General features: G+C 74.4%; 15 protein-coding genes. 5 read left to right on the top strand and 10 right to left on the bottom strand.

What is annotated here, in order from left to right:
• The 5 genes from PKY62_RS02775 to PKY62_RS02755 all read right to left on the bottom strand — a co-directional run.
• Positions 1 to 1,771, bottom strand: a 1,771-nt coding sequence (locus tag PKY62_RS02775; RefSeq protein ID WP_324534623.1) for a vitamin B12-dependent ribonucleotide reductase, incomplete at its 3' end; no start/stop codon positions are given.
• A gap of 360 nt (positions 1,772 to 2,131) precedes the next feature.
• Positions 2,132 to 2,959 (bottom strand): ECF transporter S component family protein, encoded by an 828-nt coding sequence (locus tag PKY62_RS02770; protein ID WP_324534621.1) that lies wholly within the window; start codon positions 2,957 to 2,959, stop codon positions 2,132 to 2,134.
• Between the two features lie 11 nt (positions 2,960 to 2,970).
• The gene (locus PKY62_RS02765) at positions 2,971 to 4,584 is read right to left on the bottom strand and encodes an ABC transporter ATP-binding protein (RefSeq protein WP_324534619.1); all 1,614 of its coding nucleotides are present in this window, start codon (positions 4,582 to 4,584) and stop codon (positions 2,971 to 2,973) included.
• Positions 4,581 to 5,603, bottom strand: coding sequence for an energy-coupling factor transporter transmembrane component T (locus PKY62_RS02760; protein ID WP_324534617.1), 1,023 nt, complete (start codon positions 5,601 to 5,603; stop codon positions 4,581 to 4,583). Before PKY62_RS02760 ends, PKY62_RS02765 begins: the two co-directional genes overlap by 4 nt.
• A 1-nt stretch (position 5,604) precedes the next feature.
• Complete coding sequence (locus PKY62_RS02755; RefSeq protein WP_324534615.1) at positions 5,605 to 6,288, bottom strand: SCO2322-related protein; 684 nt, start codon at positions 6,286 to 6,288, stop codon at positions 5,605 to 5,607.
• 361 nt (positions 6,289 to 6,649) lie between these two features.
• On the opposite strand from PKY62_RS02755, the gene PKY62_RS02750 reads away from it, so the two are divergent.
• The 3 genes from PKY62_RS02750 (at position 6,650) to PKY62_RS02740 (ending at position 8,624) form a co-directional block, all read left to right on the top strand.
• A complete protein-coding gene (locus PKY62_RS02750; protein WP_324534613.1) occupies positions 6,650 to 7,198 on the top strand; it encodes a cob(I)yrinic acid a,c-diamide adenosyltransferase in 549 nt (182 codons plus the stop codon).
• Between the two features lie 97 nt (positions 7,199 to 7,295).
• On the top strand, positions 7,296 to 7,916 hold the full coding sequence (locus PKY62_RS02745; RefSeq protein ID WP_324534611.1) for a PilZ domain-containing protein: 621 nt from the start codon (positions 7,296 to 7,298) through the stop codon (positions 7,914 to 7,916).
• Positions 7,917 to 8,009: 93 nt separating this feature from the next.
• Positions 8,010 to 8,624, top strand: coding sequence for a thioredoxin-like domain-containing protein (locus PKY62_RS02740; protein ID WP_324534609.1), 615 nt, complete (start codon positions 8,010 to 8,012; stop codon positions 8,622 to 8,624).
• 12 nt (positions 8,625 to 8,636) lie between these two features.
• Here the strand turns inward: PKY62_RS02740 and PKY62_RS02735 are convergent, their stop codons facing one another.
• Together PKY62_RS02735 and PKY62_RS02730 are read right to left on the bottom strand one after the other, a co-directional pair.
• Positions 8,637 to 10,412, bottom strand: coding sequence for a DEAD/DEAH box helicase (locus PKY62_RS02735; RefSeq protein ID WP_324534607.1), 1,776 nt, complete (start codon positions 10,410 to 10,412; stop codon positions 8,637 to 8,639).
• Between the two features lie 205 nt (positions 10,413 to 10,617).
• Positions 10,618 to 12,132 (bottom strand): SDR family NAD(P)-dependent oxidoreductase, encoded by a 1,515-nt coding sequence (locus PKY62_RS02730; protein WP_324534605.1) that lies wholly within the window; start codon positions 12,130 to 12,132, stop codon positions 10,618 to 10,620.
• A 638-nt stretch (positions 12,133 to 12,770) separates the two neighbouring features.
• Here PKY62_RS02730 and PKY62_RS02725 point away from each other — a divergent pair.
• Both PKY62_RS02725 and PKY62_RS02720 read left to right on the top strand, forming a co-directional pair.
• Positions 12,771 to 14,126: a DUF6421 family protein gene (locus PKY62_RS02725; protein ID WP_324534625.1), complete on the top strand. Its 1,356-nt coding sequence runs from the start codon at positions 12,771 to 12,773 to the stop codon at positions 14,124 to 14,126.
• A gap of 22 nt (positions 14,127 to 14,148) precedes the next feature.
• The gene (locus PKY62_RS02720; protein WP_324534603.1) at positions 14,149 to 15,201 is read left to right on the top strand and encodes a threonine aldolase family protein; all 1,053 of its coding nucleotides are present in this window, start codon (positions 14,149 to 14,151) and stop codon (positions 15,199 to 15,201) included.
• A 42-nt stretch (positions 15,202 to 15,243) separates the two neighbouring features.
• Here the strand turns inward: PKY62_RS02720 and PKY62_RS02715 are convergent, their stop codons facing one another.
• The 3 genes from PKY62_RS02715 to PKY62_RS02705 are packed head-to-tail and all read right to left on the bottom strand — an operon-like array spanning position 15,244 to position 18,048.
• Positions 15,244 to 16,362 (bottom strand): App1 family protein phosphatidate phosphatase, encoded by a 1,119-nt coding sequence (locus PKY62_RS02715; protein WP_324534601.1) that lies wholly within the window; start codon positions 16,360 to 16,362, stop codon positions 15,244 to 15,246.
• Entirely contained in the window at positions 16,352 to 17,401 is a 1,050-nt protein-coding gene (locus PKY62_RS02710) for an LLM class F420-dependent oxidoreductase (RefSeq protein WP_324534599.1), read from the bottom strand. The genes PKY62_RS02715 and PKY62_RS02710 overlap by 11 nt, the downstream gene beginning before the upstream one ends.
• Positions 17,401 to 18,048: a DUF4126 domain-containing protein gene (locus PKY62_RS02705; RefSeq protein WP_324534597.1), complete on the bottom strand. Its 648-nt coding sequence runs from the start codon at positions 18,046 to 18,048 to the stop codon at positions 17,401 to 17,403. The genes PKY62_RS02710 and PKY62_RS02705 overlap by 1 nt, the downstream gene beginning before the upstream one ends.

Raw genomic sequence — 18,048 nt, 5'->3', positions numbered from 1 at the left:
GGATCGTCTGGTTGACGATCTGCATCGAGCCGCCGCCGACGAGCTTCTTGAACTTGACCAGCGAGAAGTCCGGCTCCACGCCGGTGGTGTCGCAGTCCATCATGAAGCCGATGGTCCCGGTGGGCGCCAGCACGGAGGCCTGGGCGTTGCGCCAGCCGTTCTCCAGGCCGATCCGGTTGCCCTCGGCCCAGACCTTCGATGCGGCGGAGTGGATCGCGGAGTCCATCGCCCCGAGCGTGCGGACGTCGTCGTTGGCCGCCGCATGCTTGCGCATGACCCGCTGGTGGCCCTCGGCGTTGCGGGCGTAGCCCTCGTACGGGCCGACCAGGCCGGCGAGCTCCGCCGACCGCTTGTAGGCGGTGCCCGTCATGAGCGACGTGATCGCCGCAGCGAGCGCCCTGCCGCCGGCAGAGTCGTAGCCGTGACCGGTCGCCATGAGCAGCGCGCCGAGGTTGGCGTAGCCGATGCCCAGCTGGCGGTAGGCGCGCGTCGTGACGCCGATCGCCTCGGTGGGGAAGTCCGCGAAGCAGATGGAGATGTCCATCGCGGTGATGACGAGCTCGACGGCCTTCTCGAACCGCTCGACGTCGAACGTGTCGTCCTCGCGCAGGAACGACATGAGGTTGAGCGACGCGAGGTTGCACGAGGAGTTGTCGAGGTGCATGTACTCGCTGCAGGGGTTGGACGCGTTGATCCGGCCGGCCTCGGGGCTGGTGTGCCAGTCGTTGATGGTCCCGTCGTACTGGATGCCCGGGTCGGCACACTCCCACGCCGCCGTGGCGATCTTGCGGAACAGCCCCTTGGCGTCGACGGTCTCCACCACCGAGCCGTCGGCGCGCGCCCGCAGGGCGAACGCGGTGCCGTCGGAGACGGCCTGCATGAACTCGTCGCTGACGCGCACCGAGTTGTTCGCGTTCTGGTACTGGACCGAGACGATGTCCTTGCCGCCCAGGTCCATGTCGAACCCGGCGTCGCGCAGGGCGCGGATCTTGTCCTCCTCGCGCGCCTTGGTCTGGACGAACTCCTCGATGTCGGGGTGGTCGACGTCGAGCACGACCATCTTGGCCGCGCGACGCGTGGCGCCACCCGACTTGATGGTGCCGGCGCTGGCGTCCGCTCCGCGCATGAAGGAGATGGGGCCGCTCGCGGTGCCGCCGGAGGACAGCAGCTCCTTCGACGAGCGGATCCGGGACAGGTTCAGGCCCGCGCCCGAGCCGCCCTTGAAGATCATCCCCTCCTCGCGGTACCAGTTGAGGATCGAGTCCATCGTGTCGTCGACCGACAGGATGAAGCACGCGCTGACCTGCTGCGGCGACGGGGTGCCGACGTTGAACCACACGGGGGAGTTGAACGAGAACACCTGGTGCAGCAGCATCCAGGTCAGCTCGTGCTCGAAGATGAGCGCCTCCTCGTCGGAGGAGAAGTAGCCGAAGTCGCGGCCGGCCTTGGTGTACGTGAGAACCACCCGGTCGATGAGCTGCTTGAGGCTCGACTCGCGCGTGGCCGAGCCGACGGCACCGCGGAAGTACTTGGTGGTGACGATCGTCGTCGCGTTGATCGACCAGGACGCGGGGAACTCGACGCCCTTCTGCTCGAAGATCGTCTCGCCGGACTTCCAGTTGGTCTGCACGACGTCGCGACGCTCCCAGGCGACGTCGTCGTACGGGTGGACGCCAGCGGTCGTGAAGACCCGCTCGAACGTCACCCCGCGCTTGCGCGAGCGTGCGCCTCGCGCGGCTCCCTTGCCGGTGTTCTCCGAGGTCTGCGTCATGACGTTCTCCTTCAGCCGTGTCGTGCCGGCGCGATGGCCGTTGTCCGTCGTTCGTCTGTGCCGTGCTGGTCGTGCCGTGCGTGCTGCCAGGATGCGCTGCTCGAGCCGCGCGAGGTCGGTGGGTCGTGGCCGTGGTGCCCGCGACGTTGCGGCACTCACCACTACGGGTGCCTACCGTACAAGCATGTGACCACTATATGTAGTGGGTGAGACAAGATCTTTCCCCCACGGGCCCCGCCCGCCGCCCGGCCGGACGAAGCCGCAGGCCAGGACCGTGGGCCCGGTCGATGACGCACCGGGACGACATGCGCGGTCGGCGTGTCGCGGCCATCCCGAGGCGGGGACGGCCCCGGTGGGGGATCAGGCCGGAGGGCCGAACCCGGCGCGTCCCGCCGTGCGACGCAGCGCTGCCAGCACCGGACGCCCGACGAGCGCGATCCCCACCGCCGTGGTGATCGCGCGTCCGACGTCCCACCCCAACGACGTGGCGGCGGAGTAGAGCGCGAACCGTCGCAGGTTGTCGACCACGGGGTCGCCGGCGACGAAGGACAGGCCGGTCCCGCCGCCCAGCTGGAAGGGCCAGAAGGACAGGTTCATCGCCAGGCCGAAGGCGAGCGCCGCGACGATGCCGTAGCCCGCCAGGAGCCCGACCTCGCGTCGCCCGCGGACCGCGCCGGGCAGCAGCCCGGCACCCAGCCCCACCCACGAGGCGCCGAGCATCTGGAAGGGCAGCCACGGACCCACACCGCCGGTGAGCAGCGCCGAGGTGAACAGCGTCGTCGAGCCGAGGGCGAAGCCGAAACCCGGGCCCAGCACGCGCCCGCCCAGCACGATGACCGTGAACACCAGCTCGATGCCGGCGGTGCCGGCCGACAGGGGCCGCAGCACCGCGCCGACGGCCGAGAGCAGTCCCAGCAGCGCGACGGCCTTGACGTCGATCCCGCGCTCGCCGAGGGCCACGAGCACGACGACCATGACGGCGACGAGCACCCCAGCGAGGACCAGTGGCGCGTCGGTGCCGTGCGCGAGCCCGCTGGTCGGGGCGACGAGCAGCGGCCAGGTGAACGCGATGCCGCCGGCGACGCTGGCCAGCACCAGGGCGAGGGCCGTGCGGGGCACGAGCGGCAGCGCGGGACGCCGGCGTGCGCCGTCGTCGCTCGCGCCGCCGGTCACGTCACGGCCGGTCACGTCACGGCCGATCACGCCGTCGCCGCCAGCGCCGCCCGGACCGCCGCGACGGTGAGGAGCTCGACGGGGTGCAGGATCTTGGCGGTCTGCGGCGCGAACGTGGGCGAGGCGACCAGCACGTCGCGCGCCGTGCCGTCCGCCACCACCTCCCCGCCGGCGAGGACCATGACCCGGGCGGCGGTCTCGGCGACGAACTCGACGTCGTGGCTGGACAGCAGCACGGCACCGCCGGCGTGGGCGTGCCGCACGAGTGCTGCCGTCAGGCGACGCTTCGCCGCGTAGTCCAGGCCGCGGGTCGGCTCGTCGAGCAGCAGCACGCGGGGACGCGCGGCGAGCTGGATGGCGAGCACGAGCGCGAGCCGCTGGCCCTCGGACAGGTCGCGCGGGTGGGCGTCGTCTGGCACGGCCGCGAGCCCCGCGAGCACCGCGGCGGTGCGCCCGGGGTCGGCGACCTGCAGGTCCGACGCGCGGCACTCGGCCTCGACCGTCTCCAGGTACAGCAGGTCCTGGGGGTTCTGGGGCACGAGCGCGACGAGGCGTCTGGCGTCGCGCGGGCGGACGGTCGCGGGGTCCGTGCCGCCCACGAGCACGGAGCCGGCGGCACGGGGCCCCGCACCGGCAAGGGCCCACAGCAGGGACGACTTGCCCGCACCGTTGCGTCCCATGAGCGCGGTGACCTCACCGGCGCGCAGCGCGAGGTCGACGCCCCGCACCGCCCAGGACCGCGGGTAGCGCACGTGCACCCCGCGCGCCGCGAGCTCGACCAGGCCCGAGCCGGCCGCGCCCAGCGGAGCGGGACGTGCCGCCGCGGCGCCGTCGAGGCGCGCACGCAGCGGTCCGGCCACCCGGCGCGCGTCGCGCACGGACAGCGGGACGGGGTCCCAGCCGGCGACGCGAGCCAGCTCGACGATCGGCGGCGCCACCACGCTGCTGGCCATGACGTCGGCGGGGGTGCCGTCGCTCACCGTGCCGTCCGGGGCGACCGCGACCACGCGGTCCGCGTACTGGAGCACGCGCTCGAGCCGGTGCTCGGCGAGCAGCACCGTCATGCCGAGGTCGTGGACCAGGCGCGTCAGGGCCGCCAGGACGTCCTCCGCGGCCGCGGGGTCGAGCGCCGAGGTGGGCTCGTCCAGCACGAGGAGCCGCGGATGGGCGGTGAGCACCGCGCCGATGGCGACCCGCTGCTGCTCGCCGCCCGAGAGGTCGGCGAGGGGCGCGGTCCGCAGGTCGACGAGGCCGAGCAGGTCGAGCACCTCCTCGACGCGGGTGCGCATCACCGCGGCGGGCAGCCCCAGCTGCTCCATGGCGTAGGCGAGCTCCTCCTCGACGGTGTCCGTCACGAACCCGGCCGCAGGGTCCTGCACCACGACGCCGACGACGTCCGCGAGGTCGCGCGGCAGGTGGTCCCGCGTGTCGCGGCCGGCGACCAGGACGCTCCCCTGCACCAGGCCACCCGTGAAGTGGGGCACCAGCCCGCACACCGTGCGCAGCAGCGTGGACTTGCCGGCTCCGGTGGGTCCGACCACGAGGCAGAGCTCGCCCTCGCCCACGCGGAGTGAGACGTCGCGCAGGGCCGGCGCGGCCGCGCCGGCGTAGGTGACCGTCACGCGGTCCAGGACGATCACGCGCCCACCCCCCACGCGGTCCACGAGCGGCGGTGCACGAGGATGGGCAGCAGCGCCAGGACGGCGCCGAGCGCGAGGAGCCCGACGGGGGCTGTGGTGCCACGGCCAGCGGTGAGCAGCGCAGCGGTCGCCAGCGCGCCGCTCGCCGCGACGACCGACTCCTGCGCACGCCACGGGTCGGGTCGGTAGCGGCTGCGACGTACGCGGCGGCCCGCCAGCACCGTGCCGAGCACGGCGGCAAGGCTGCCGAGCACGAGCACGGGCACACCCATCCACGACGGGGACGCTCCGTCGAGCAGCCCGTAGGAGCCGAGTGCCGCGGCGAGCAGCGCCGTCGCGAGCAGGGTGCCGACGCGCCGGTCCGTGCTGCCCGGCAGCGTCCTGGCGTAGCCGCGCACGTCCATCGACGCCGCAAGTGCCTGGGAGCGGTCGAGAGCGTCCGCGAGCACGGGGACGGCGGTCGCGAGGGCGACGCGGACGCCACGCCCGTCGATGCCGCGCAGGCGTTGTGCCCGGCGCACCCCGGCGGCCGACGCGACGAGCTGGGGCGCCGCACTGACCGCGATCACCACGGCGGTGCCGAGCTGGTGCAGGGACGACGGGAGGGAGCGCAGCGCACGCTTGGGGTTGGCCAGGGCGTTCGCGGCACCGAAGCACACGATGAGCGCCGCGAGCCGCAGCCCGGCTGCCAGCGCGATGAGCACGCCGGGCAGGGTGACGGGACCCAGCAGCTCGACGCCGGCCGCCCACCCTGGCAGGGCGATCGAGGGCAGGTCGAGCAGCACGCGGCCGGGTCCCTTGATGCCCACGACGACGTGGAAGGCCAGCCGCACGACCACGACGGCGCCCGCCAGGACGAGGTACCCGGTGAAGGCCCGGCCCCAGGGCGTGTCGGTGCGGCAGGTGAGCACGACGACCACCGTGGTGACCAGGACCAGCCCGGTCACCACGGTGCTCGTGCTCCGCGTGGTGGCGACGGCGAGCCCGAGAGCCCACGCCCACCACGCCAACGGGTGCATCTCAGTCCTGGTGCAACGTGCGCCGACGGCGGACCAGCAGCACACCGGCGAGACCGGCGAGCGCCACGACGCCGATCCCCGCCACGACGAGGGGGGTGACGTCGCCTGCGGGCTCCACGGGATCGGTGGTCACCGCGGTGACCTCCTCTGTCGCCTCGGCGGACTCCTCCGCCTCCTCCTCGGTGGCCTCATCGGTCTCGCCGACGGTCGCCTCGTCGGTCGCGCCGGGCGGGACGATCCCCGGACCGGCGGAGCCGTCGGAGTAGCGCCAGCCCTCGACCGCTCCCGGGGCGGGCACGGCCGTGTCCGAGCCCTCCAGGTAGCTCTGCCACTCGCCGCCGGGGGTGGCGTACCAGTAGGACCAGTAGGAGCCCTCGAAGGTCGCGGGGCACGGGTCGGGGAGCGCGTCGATGGCGCAGATCAGCCCGGACGCGTCGCGCGTGTCGACGAACCCGGCGGCCTGCAGCGCCGCGGTGCCCGTTGCCGGCGCGACCGCGCAGCCGACCTCGATCTCGCCCCCCAGGTCCGTGAGGTCGACGACGACGGTGACCCCGGTCGGGTCCGTGCAGGCGCCGTCCGGCACCTGGGCCGGCTGGGCGGCCTGGGCTGCGGAGGGCAGGAGGGTGGCGGCGGCGGTGACGAGCAGCAGTGCGCTCACACGGGCTCGCAGGGAGTTCAGGTGCATGGATGCCTCTTTCTGAGCGGTCCGTGGACGGACCCGTGCCCCGATCCGGGCCCATGACGTGACCGCCACGCGCCGCTGTCGCGACCCGGGCTCCGTCCCGTATGCCTCGACGGAAGGAGCCTCTCGTCCTACCCAGGTGCTCCGGCTCGTCGGACTGGTGTCCGACCTACGGTTGCGGGTCAGCGCCGGGTTCTGACCGGCTTCCCCTGGACTGCGGGACGTGCTGCAAGAGGTGCCGCAACGTGCGGCGCAGCAACGGTACCGCGTCGCGGGGCGTCGCCGGACGCGGCGGCGGCGCCGGTCGCGGCATGGCACGCTGGGCCCGGCCCCACGCGGGGCGGGCGACGGAGGGCGGCAGCCGGTGAAGATCTACACCAGGGCGGGCGACGACGGGACGACGGGGCTGTTCCTCGGCGGCAGGGTGTCCAAGGCCGACACGCTCGTCGACGCGTGCGGCGACATCGACGAGGCCGTCGCGGTGCTGGGCCTCGCGCGGGCCGGCACCCAGGACGCCGTCCTCGCGCAGATCGTGCTCGACCGTCAGCGCGAGCTCTTCGTCGTCGCTGCGGACCTCGCGACGAACCCCGAGCACCGCGACCGGCTCACGGCCGGCATCTCGCTGACCACGGCCGAGATGGTCGAGGGTCTCGAGGCGCTCATCGACCGACTCGTGGCGGAGCGCCCCCTGCGACCGGTCTTCGTGGTGCCCGGCTCTGGCCCGACGTCGGCTGCGCTCGACCACGCGCGCACCGTGGTGCGACGCGCCGAGCGGCACGTGGTGCACGCGCAGGAGGAGGGTCACCTCGTCAGCGTCACGGCCCTGCGCTATCTCAACCGGCTCTCCGACCTCACCTTCGTGCTGGCCCGCCACGCGGCGGGCGACGAGCCGGAGCCCGCGAGCCACGACTGACGGTGGTGCCTCGGCCGGCCGCGCGCGCCGAGGTCGTAGGATCGCCCCGTTCGTGTGGTGCACGCAGGCGCCGGGTGTCCGGTGGGAAGTGGGCGTCGTGGCGTTGGAGCTGGAGCCGTGCCTCGTGCACGCAGGCAGCGGAGAGCTGCTCGCGCGCGGGTTCGTGCGCGAGCACGACGGCACGTCCCTCGTCGTCGAGGCGAAGACCTTCACGGGGATGTGGCTGCAGCCGGGGGACCCCGCTGTCGTCCAGGTGCTCAGCGCGGACCGTGGCTCGATGACCTACGACGCCGTCGTGGCGTTCAGCGCCGCGCGGCGCATCGGCCTGTCGAACCTGGCGCTGCGCACGGTGGTCCAGCAGCGCGCCGCCCTCCGCGTGCCCACGGCGATCCCGATGCAGATCGGTCACGCGCTCGAGGGCAGGGACGTCGTGGAGTTCGAGCCGATCGACGTCCTGGTCATCGACGTCTCGGCCCACGGCATGCGCGTGCGCACCGAGGCGGTCGTCGCGATCGGGACCCGGTGGGCCGTGGTCTTCACGGCGACGGGCCGGCCGATCGACCTGGTGGTCGAGGTGCTGCGGGCCGAGGAGATCCGGGGCGGCTTCGCCTACGGCTGCCGGTTCGAGGGTGCGACCGAGCGCGAGCACGACGAGCTCTTCCGCTTCGTGCTGCGCGAGCAGCGGCGTCAGCTCGCCGAGCGGGCGAACGCGCGCTGAGCCGCCGCGCCGCCCCGGCGACGTATCCTCGCACCTGGGACGAAGGTCCTGTCGCCGCGCCGCCCGGTGCGGTGTGACGCGCGGGAGCGGCCGGTGAGACCTCGAAGCGAGCCGTCGGCCGCGCACGTCGAGCGGATGCGCGAGCTCGAGGAGCGTCGGCGTGCCGCCGAGCGGCGCCGTGCTCGCCGGATCGTCATGATCGCCGCCGTTGCCGCCGTGCTCGTGGTGGTTCCCGCCGTCGTGCTGCTCCTGGGCGAGCGCGGTCCGCGTGCGGTCGAGCCCGAGCCGATCGACGGGGTCGTCGAGTTCGCGGGCACCACGGGCCGGCCCGTGCCGGGCCACGTCGAGTACGCGCAGACACCGCCCGTCGGCGGCGACTTCTCGCGGTCCCCGATCGCGTGCGGCGTCCACACCAGGGAGGTCTCCCCGGAGCGCGCCGTCGCGACCCTCGCCCGGGGGGCCGTCTGGGTGACGTTCGACCCGGACCTGCCCGAGGCGGACCTCGCGGTGCTGCAGGCGCTGGCTCCCCGGCACGACTTCCTGCTCGCCAGCCCGATGCCGGGGCTGCCCAGCGCCGTCGTCGCATCAGCGTGGGGCCTGCAGCTGCAGCTCGACGACACGTCGGACGAGCGCCTCGAGGCCTTCCTCGACGCCTACCAGCAGGGTCCGCAGGCGCTCATCCCCGCCGAGCGGTGCACGCAGCCCTGAGGTGGCGCCCCGTCAGCTGCGCGGCGCGCCGCGGTGGTGCGTGCCGGGGTGCGCGGTGCTCCGCGCGGCGGAGTGGACGCGCGGGCCGGTGTCGGGCGCGATGCGCAGCGGTCGGCCGGCGACGCGCGCGCCACCGATGCGCCGGAACGCCTCGGCGGACAGCTCCGTGGTGATCTCGACGAGGCTGAACGTCGCGAAGATGTCGATCTTGCCGAGATCCTTGCCGGTCAGGCCGCCCTCGCCCGTGATGGCGCCGACGATCGCCTCGGGGCGTGCGCCATGGGTGTGGCCCACGGCGACGCGGTAGCGCGTCCCCACCACGGGCCGCAGGGCCTTGGTGCGAGCCCGCTCCTCGCTCGTGAAGGAGATCCGGCCGTCCGACGCCCGCTCGGCGCCGCGCACCTTCTGCAGCACGGCCGGCTCGATCTCCTCGACCACCTGCGACGAGGGGCCGTCGTCGCCCACGGCGAGCGCAGCGAGGACCGCGACGAGCTCGAGCGGCTCCATCGGGTGCTCGGCGAGGAAGGCCGCGACGGCGTCGCGGTACACGTGCAGGCGGCCGGCCTCGACCCGCTCCGGGGTCTTGCGCAGCAGCGCGGCGACGCGGTGCGACGAGACGTCGGCCGGCGAGGGCACGGCGACCTCCTCGAGCCGCTGGCGGATGGTGCGCTCGATGGCACGGAGGCGGCCCTGCTCGTTGGGCGTGACGAAGGTCAGCGCGACGCCCGAGCGGCCGGCGCGACCGGTCCGCCCGATGCGGTGGACGTACGCCTCGGGCTCGCCGGGCACGTCGAAGTTGACCACGAGGCCCACCCGCTCGACGTCGAGGCCACGGGCTGCCACGTCCGTCGCGACGAGCACGTCGAGCGTCCCGCCGCGCAGCCGCTCGACGATCTTCTCTCGGTCCTTCTGGGCGACGTCGCCGGAGATCGTCGCCGCGGAGATCCCGCGCGAGACGAGCTCGGTGCCGACCTCCTCCGCCGCGCCGCGCGTGCGGCAGAAGACGATGGCCGCATCGGCGTCGGACGTGGCCAGCACGCGCGTCAGCGCGCCGATCTTGTGCCGGAAGGGCACGACGGCGTACGTCTGGCGCACGTTGGTCACGGTCGAGGACTGCCGCGACGTGGCGATCTGCACCGGATCGGTGAGGTGGGCGTTGGCCACGCGGACGATGGGCGGCGGCATCGTGGCGGAGAAGAGCGCCACCTGACGCGGCACGGGTGCCTGGGACAGGATCGTGTCGACGTCCTCCGCGAAGCCCATCCGCAGCATCTCGTCGGCCTCGTCGAGCACGACGAAGCGCATCGCGTCGAACCGCAGCGTGTGCCGGTTGAGGTGGTCCATGACGCGTCCCGGGGTGCCGACGACCACCTGGGCGCCGCGCGCGAGGGCGCGCTGCTGCGGCAGGAAGGGCGAGCCGCCGTAGACCGCGACGATGCCCACGCCCGGCAGGTTGGTGGCGAAGGACTCGAGCGCCTCGGCGACCTGCATCGCCAGCTCGCGCGTCGGGGTGAGCACGAGCGCCTGGACCTGGCCGAGCTCCGGGTCGACGGCCGCGAGCAGCGGGAGACCGAAGGCCGCGGTCTTGCCCGTGCCGGTCTGGGCCACGCCCGTGAGGTCGCGCCCGGCGAGCAGCGGCGGGATCGCGGCCGACTGGATGGGCGTGGGGCGCGTGAAGCCGAGGTCGAGCACCGCGCGCAGCAGCGGCTCGGGCAGCCCGAGGTCGACGAGGTCGAGCTCGGGGTCGTCGGTGACGGGGGTGGGCGTGATGGCAGCGTCGTGCGACATGGGGTCCTGTCGGTCGAGGGGGAGCGCGGCCGGACGGCCGGGGGTCGCATCCCGAACTCTCGATCCGCCGGCGAACAGCCGGCTGCACACGGTCCGCCCACGTTCGGCGGTCACACACAGGGAGGAGCGACGCCCGTAGTCTAGCGGGCGCCGCGTCGCGGCGGTCGGAGCCCTCGGGTGACCGCCGACACCCTTGTACCAGTCATCACCAGGCGGCAGGCTTGTAGTCCTTGAGAAACACGCCGTAGAGATCCTCGCCGGCCTCACCGCGCACCACGGGGTCGTACACCCGGGCTGCGCCGTCGACGAGGTCGAGGGGCGCGTGGAAGCCCTCCTCGGCGAGCCGCACCTTCGTCGGGTGCGGCCGCTCGTCCGTGATCCAGCCGGTGTCGACGCTCGTCATGAGGATGCCGTCGGTGGCGAGCTCCGCAGCGCTGGTCCGGGTGAGCATGTTGACCGCGGCCTTGGCCATGTTGGTGTGCGGGTGCCCGGGGCCCTTGTACCCGCGGGCGAAGACGCCCTCCATCGCCGAGACGTTGACCACGTACGTGCGCCGCGCTGGGGACGCCGCGAGGCTGGGCCGCAGCCGGCTGACGAGGATGAAGGGTGCCGTCATGTTGCACAGCTGGACCTCGAGCATCTCGAGCGCGTCGACCTGGTCGACGGTGGCCACCCAGCTGTTGGTGTGGTGCAGGTCGGGGACCAGGCCGCCCGCGTCGATCGCGTCGCCCGCCGCGAGCCGGGCCAGGGAGGTGGAGCCGCCGGCCAGGGCCTCGGCCGTGAGGTGCCCGGCCCGGGCGACGGCCTCGGCGGCGTCGCCGTCGTGGTGCGCGACGGCGTGCGTGCCGACCGAGCCCACCAGCGCGGCGGGGTGCGCGTCGCTGGCGTGCTCGAACGTCACGAGGTGCGGCAGCGGACCGTCGGGCAGGGGAGCGAGCTCCGCCTGCGCCAGCGGGGCGTACGCGCCGGGCGAACGGCGCACCGTCTGCGCCGCGTTGTTGATGAGGATGTCCAGCGGGCCGGCCGCCGCGACCTCGTCTGCCAGCGCCACGACCTGGGCCGGGTCGCGCAGGTCGAGACCGACGACGGTGAGCCGGTGCAGCCAGTCGCCTGCGTCCGGCATCGCCGAGAACCGACGGACCGCGTCGCGCGGGAAGCGCGTGGTGATCGTCGTGTGGGCGCCGTCCCGCAGCAGCCGCAGCGCGATGTACATGCCGATCTTGGCCCGGCCACCGGTGAGCAGCGCGCGGCGGCCGGTCAGGTCGGTGCGGGCGTCCCGCTTGGCGTGGTGCAGCGCCGCACACCCGGGGCACAGCTGGTGGTAGAACGCGTCGACCTGCGTGTACGGCTCCTTGCACACGTAGCAGGCGCGCGGGCGCAGCAGCGAGCCCGCACTGGCCCCCGGCACCTGTGAGACCAGCGGCAGGCCGGCGGTCTCGTCGTCGATCCGGCGCGGCGAGCCGGTCGCGGTTGCGGCCACCACGGCGGCGTCCGCCGCGCTGACCGCGGCGCGCCGGTCCGTGCGCCGCTGCTTCTTCACGGCCTTGAACAGGCGCGCCGTCGCGCGCCGCAGGGCGAGCGCGTCCGGGTGGTCCGGGTCCAGCTGCTCGGCCCGGTGCAGCACGTCCAGGGCGTGCGCGAGGTCGTCCGGGGGCAGGCCGTCGTCGGGTCCGCCGTCGTCGGGCTGGGCGTCGTCTGGCTGGGCGTCGTCGTGGGTCATGGCCTCGGGGAGTCGTGGTGCGGGCTGGCCCCAGAACTGTACGCAGGTGCCGTTGACCCGTCGGCCCGGCCGAACGTACCGTGCAGTAACAAGGCTGCGCCCACCGGCGCCCGAGCGCGAACGGACGGTGCCCCATGACGGCTCGCTTCCCCCAGGTCAGGCGCCCCGGCGGCCCGGACGTGTCGGACCTGCCCACGGGCTCTGGCCTGCCGGACGTGCTGCTCGTCACGCCGGGGACCGCGCTCGACGACCGGCACCGGGCAGCGCTGGCCGCGGGGGCCGGCCTCGTGGTGGTCGGCGGGGGAGCGTGGCGGCCAGAGCTCCTCGAGCTGGCCGGTCAGGCAGGGATCATCGTCGCGCCGCGGCCCCCGGAGCCCGGGCCGCTGCACCCCGACCGCACCGGTCTGGCGGGCCCAGCGGCTCCGGTGGACCTGCTCGCGCGCGTGGTCGAGCCCAGCGGCACCGCCGGGGCCCGCGTGACGGGGCCGGACGGCGGAGGCTTCCTGCGCACGGCGGACGGCGCCCACGTCGCCGCGGTCGGCGTGCTGCCGTCGGGGGCCCGCGTCGCCGTCGTGGCCGCCGACCTCGCGGACGACGTCGCGCTGACGCACAACCTGCTCACCTGGGCCGCGCCGCAGGTGAGCGCGGCCGGTCGACCGCGCCGCGCCGACGTCGGCGCGGCGGCCGACCCGGCATGGCCGGCGCTCGTCGCGGCGATCACGGCCCTCCAGCCGCTCCAGGAGGCAGACGGCTCGGTGCCCGAGGCCGACCGCGCGGCGGCCGCGGGGCTGGTCCGGGAGATCGCCGGACACGTCGGCGTGCTGAGCCGGCACGTCCCGCACGACGCCGCCTACCTCGAGGCCGTCGTGGCAGACCTGCACCGGTGGGTCGACGACGGCCTGGGGGTGCCGGACTTCCTCGACTCGATCCTCGCCTTCGCCCCGGCGAGCCAGCGCGTCGACGGTCTCGTGCACCTCGTCGTCTTCCCCATGTACACCCAGAACGGCAGCCGCGACCGGCACCTCGAGGCCGTGCTCCTCGAGGTCGTCTGGCCCGACCTCGTGGCGCGGCTCGAGGCCGGCGACTACAGCAACAAGCTCTTCGTCCCCGTGCGCTTCCTCGGCTTCACCGCGGGGTACGACACCAACGCGGCCGTGCTCTTCCCCGAGACGGTCGCCATGCGGTCCGTCCCGGCGTTCACCTGGGGTGCGATCTTCGCGGACCGCGAGGCGGCGCGGTTCCGCCGCGTCGTGAGCGTCGCGGCCCGGACCACGGGCCTGGCCCTGCCGCCGGACGCCGCCCGGCTCCTGGCCGACCAGGAGCTCGCCGAGGAGACGTTCGTCCTGTGGGACCTCATCCACGACCGCACGCACATGCGCGGCGACCTGCCGTTCGACCCGTTCATGATCAAGCAGCGCATGCCGTACTTCCTCTACGCCCTCGAGGAGCTGCGCTGCGACCTCACGGCGTTCCGCGAGTCGGTGCGGCTCGAGGCCCAGGGCGTGCCGCACGCGCGCCTCGTCCAGTACGGCGTGATCTTCGACCGGATCTTCCGGTTCGCCGTGACGGGCAGCCGCGTGCGCAACTACGACGGCCTGGCCGGCCAGCTGCTCTTCGCGTGGCTGCACCAGCACCACGTGCTGCACTGGACCGACAACCGGCTGTCGGTGGACTGGGACCGCGTGCCCGACGTCGTGCTCGCTCTGGGCGCGGAGATCGAGGACCTGTACTGGCGCTCGATCGACCGGCCGAAGGTCGCCCACTGGCTCGCCGCGTACCAGCTCGTCGCGGCGACGCTCACGCCGCACCCCACCTCCATGTGGGCCAAGGGACCGGACGCGCTGCCGCTGGACGGCCCGCTGGGTGGGCTGACGGACGCGCTGCTGCCGGACGAGTTCCCGCTGTCGATGTTCTACGAGGCGCTGAGCCGCAAGATCGGCGACGTCGTCGCGTCGACCAGCGGCATCACGGGGACCACGGCAGACGAGGCGTGAGCGGCCCGTCCGCGGTGGCAGGATGCCTCGGGTGACGCTCCACGACATCGCCAGCCGGGGGTTCGCCTCGGACAACTACGCCGGGGTGCACCCCGAGGTCCTCGCCGCGCTGGCCGCGGCCAACGGGGGCCATCAGGTCTCCTACGGTGAGGACGTCTACACCGAGCGGCTCGGCGAGGTGATGCACGGGCACTTCGGCCGCGCGGTCGAGGTGTTCCCCGTGTTCAACGGCACGGGCGCCAACGTGCTCGCCCTGCAGTCGATGCTGCCGCCATGGGGGGCGGCGATCTGCGCGGAGACGGCGCACATCAACGTCGACGAGAACGGCGCGCCGGAGCGGGTCGCGGGGATCAAGCTGCTGCCGGTGCCCACGCCCGACGGGCGGCTCACCCCGGAGCTGGTGGACCGGCAGGCTCACGGCTGGGGCGACGAGCACCGGGCCCAGCCGCTCGTGGTCTCGATCACCCAGAGCACCGAGCTCGGCACGGTCTACACCCCCGCGCAGATCGCCGCGCTGACCGAGCACGCGCACGCCCGCGGCATGCGGGTGCACCTCGACGGCGCCCGGATCGCCAACGCCGCGGCGAGCCTCGACCTGCCGCTGCGGGCGTTCACCACGGACGTCGGCGTGGACGTCGTGTCGTTCGGCGGGACGAAGAACGGCGCGCTGGGCGCCGAGGCCGTCGTCGTGCTCGACGCCGCCGCCTCGAGCGGCCTCATCTACCTGCGCAAGATGAACATGCAGCTCGGCTCGAAGATGCGCTTCCTCTCGGCGCAGCTGCTCGCGCTGCACGACGGCGACCTGTGGCTGCGGTCGGCGCGGCACGCCAACGCGATGGCCCGGCGCCTGCACGACGGCGTCGCGAACCTGCCGGGGGTCCGGGTGGTCCGGCCGGTCGAGGCCAACGCGGTCTTCGCCGTCCTTCCGCCCGGCGCGGCCGACCGCCTGCGCGAGCGGTTCCGGTTCTACGACTGGGACGCCGCCACGGGCGAGGTGCGGTGGATGTGCTCGTTCGACACGACGGAGGCCGACGTCGACGCCTTCGTCACGGCGATCGCCACCGAGACCGCCTGACCCCGCGACCCCAGGACGCCGTGGCGGGGGAGCGGGGAGGGGTCACAGGAGGTCGGCGTCGAGCAGCCGGACGGTGAGCTCGTGGCCGTCCGCGCCGTGGACCGTCGGCACGTCCGGGGCCGCCGGGTCCGACGCTGCAGGGCGGCCCGGGGCCGGCGCAGGGTTCTCCGGGACCGGCGTGCCGTGGGCCAGGAGCTGCTCCGCCGGCGTGAGCTGACGGATCGCGATGGCGGCCACCCGCCCGGGGTGCGTCCGGGCTGCCGCACGGTAGACCTCCGGGTCGTGCTGCCCGTCGTCGCCGACGAGCACCCAGCGCACCTGCGGCAGCTCGCCCATGAGCCGGTCCAGGGAGGTCCGCTTGTGCTCCGGCCCGCTGCGGAACCAGCCCGCGTTGGTGGGGCCCCAGTCGGTGAGCAGCAACGGACCCTCGGGGTACCCGTGCCGAGCCAGGAAGCGCTCGAGCGCCGGCGCGGCGTTCCAGGCGCCCGTCGACAGGTAGAAGGTCGCAGCGCCCGGGTGGGCGGCTCCCCACCGCCGGTACAGCTCCGCCATCCCCGGCACCACCCGGCGGGCGTTCTCGTGCAGCACCAGCGCGTTCCACGCAGCGACGAGCGGACGCGGCAGGACGGTGACCATCACGGTGTCGTCGATGTCGCTGAGCAGGGCGACCTGGGGCTCGGGGCCGAGCACGAGGACGGGCGCCGCCACCGCAGCGTCGCCCGCCGCCACCCGGACCGTTGCCCGGCCGGGCGGCAGGTCGGCGGGGAGCACGGCGTCGACGTAGCCGCCGCGATCGGCCGAGACCTCGTGGGTCACGGAGCCGACCGTCACGGTCACCACGGCGTGCGGCACCTCGACGGTGAGGTAGCTGCGCCACCCCCGCAGCGCCGGTCGGGCGGCCTCCCGCGCGTCCTGTGCCGCCGTCGTGCCCGGGGGTGCCACGACGACGCGCGCGAGCACGCGCACCCAGCCGTTCGTCCCGTAGCCCGTGAACGGCTGCACGCGGCTGCGCCACCCACGACGCCGCCAGAACCGCAGCACGGCCCGCGCGACGGCATCCTCGAGCACCGCTGCGCGGTGCGGGCGTTGGGTGCGGCGCACCGGCAGGGCGGACGGCGCGCCGGACGACGCGGGCGGCGGAGCGGACGGTTCAGTCGTCATGCTGGTCCTCCGGGGTCTGCAGCGGGGCCACGGCCTCGAGCGACGCGAGGTCGCCCTGGACCAGGACGGTCGTGACCACGGTCTCGTCCCAGAGCGCCAGGCGCGACCGGACGGCCGACAGCGGTCCCACGAGCGCGATGTCCTGGACCAGCTCCGTGGGTACCGCGGCGGCGGCCTCCGCACGGCGACCCGCGCGGAACAGCTCCGCGACCCGGTCGCACTCCTCGCCGTAGCCCAGCCGTTCGAGCATCGCGCGGTGCGCGTTCGCCCCCGGGGCGCCCATCCCGCCGACGTAGAGCGCCACGAACGGGCGCACCGCGTCGGCGGCACGTTCGACGTCGTCGTCCACGACCAGGGGCACCGTCGCGCTGACCTCGAACCGCTCGGGCCCGCCCAGCCGCGGGTCGCGCCGCGCGAAGCCGTCCGCGAGCAGCTCGCGGTACCAGCCGTCGACGCTCGGGGCGTAGAACAGCGGCAGCCAGCCGTCGGCGATCTCCGCTGCGAGCGCGACGGTGCGGGGGCCCTGTGCGGCGAGGTGGACGGGCAGGTCGGAGCGCAGCGGGTGGACCGTGCTGCGCAGGGCACGGGCCAGACCGGTGCCACCCGGCAGCGGCAGCGCGTAGGCACCGCCCGGTGAGGTCACGGGGCCCTCGCGGCGGAGGACCTGGCGCACGATGTCGACGTACTGCCGCGTCCTGGCGAGCGGTGCCGCGAAGTCGGCGCCGTACCAGCCCTCGACCACCTGGGGTCCCGAGACGCCAAGGCCCAGCGTGAACCGTCCGCCGGACAGGTGGTCGAGCGTGAGGGCTGCCATCGCGGTCGCCGCGGGGGCGCGAGCCGACATCTGCGCCACGGCGGTGCCGAGCCGTACCCGCTCGGTGCGGCTGCCCCACCACGCGAGCGGGCTGATCGCGTCGGACCCGTAGGCCTCGGCGGTCCACACCGAGGCGAGGCCGAGCCGTTCGGCCGCGAGCACCGTCGCGAGCGCGTCGGGCGGAGGGCCGGCCGACCAGTAGCCCAGATGGACGCCGATCCGCATCAGGCGGCGCTGCCGGCCGGTCCGCGCGCCCTGTCGTCCGCTGCGTCCGCGGTGCCAGACCCGGGCCCGCCCCGGCGCCGGCCGCGTCCACGGCGCAGCCGCACGGCCCCTACGACGAGCGCACCGAGCAGCACGATGACGAGGAGCGGCACCAGCACGGCGGCCAGGCTCAGGGCGAGGCTGGTCGCGTCCTCGGCGGCGCTCACCACCGGCGTCCCCAGGCCGGCGGTCGCCACGTTGACCACGGGGCGGCTCAGCGCCTTGCCGGTGTGGACCACGAGCGCCATGACGACGCCGATCGCCACCGGGACCCACGCGTTCGACGTGAAGAACGACGCCGGGTCCGTGACGGCTGCCGTCTGGGCACCCGACCCGGCTCCGAAGGCCAGGCCGCCGGCCGTCGGGCGCACGACGGTCTGCACGACGTCGTTGAGGTGGTCCAGCCCGGGAACCTTGTCCGCGACGACCTCGAGGAGGAGGAGCGCGGCGAGGATGGCCAGCACCCACGGGTCCGAGAGCCACCCCCAGGCGGCCGGCAGCTCGACGAGTGTCGTCCAGCGGTCCAGGACACCCAGGACGAGCAGGGGCAGGGCGGCGTTGAGGCCGGCTGCCGTGGCGAGGCCGGTTCCGGTGAGCAGCTCGAGCAT

The organism is Actinotalea sp. (assembly GCF_035443605.1).
Classification (GTDB): domain Bacteria; phylum Actinomycetota; class Actinomycetes; order Actinomycetales; family Cellulomonadaceae; genus Actinotalea.
The sequence above is the reverse complement of the archived record's forward strand: the minus strand, read 5'-3'. Positions and strand labels throughout refer to the sequence as shown.